Raw genomic sequence first — 732 nt, 5'->3', positions numbered from 1 at the left:
GTTGCATTACAGAAGCCGCAGTGTACGCAACTTCGCAATATCTCTTCAGCACGCTGACCAAAGCCACTCTCTTGATAGATCGGAATTAAATTCGTCTGCATGCTTAAAACGCCTCCGACATACGGCCAACATTCAAAACACCATACGGATCAAACGCGTTTTTCAGCGCAACATGCAGTCTTTCTATTGTTGGCGAAAGCCCACCTAAAACATAACATTGATCAACATTGAGACTGTACACGTGTGCATCAAGATCACGCAGATTCCCAGCGCTCTTGCTTAGGTCGTCTTCACTAATCTGGATAAAGGATTCCCCACCCGCCCAATTTACTAAGATTGGCGCAGCTGGGAACACATCCGTTAATCGCGTGTACTTTGGCGTAACAACGCGCCAAAGTTTACCAGGTTCAGCAACATCAAATATGGGGTGCTTCATTTGAGACAGCAAGTCCCAAAATACATCAGACTCTTCGACATAACGACGCAACTCGAAATGATCGAGCACCTCAGAAACTGCATCCTCAGGGCCAGAAAAACGAATATGGGCTAGATCGTCGCACCAAGCGAAGCCGATTCGCATTGTCATACTCCGATCAAGTTTCACAGCTAGGGCCAGTGCAACTTCTAACGAACATGGCATCTGTACAAAGCGTTGCTGAGACTGAGTCGGGAGCACTTTAAGCGACACCTCTGTAATCAGCCCCATACAGCCCAAAGAGCCGACCATCGCCC

At 48.0% G+C, this 732-nt stretch carries 1 protein-coding gene; it reads right to left on the bottom strand.

The features are described 5' to 3' along the window. Window positions 1-103 precede the first annotated feature (103 nt). The coding region (locus A3750_RS25760) for a hypothetical protein (RefSeq protein WP_197474839.1) at window positions 104-732 on the bottom strand (629 nt) is incomplete at its 5' end.

It is taken from the genome of Oleiphilus sp. HI0079 (assembly GCF_001635105.1).
The sequence above is the reverse complement of the archived record's forward strand: the minus strand, read 5'-3'. Positions and strand labels throughout refer to the sequence as shown.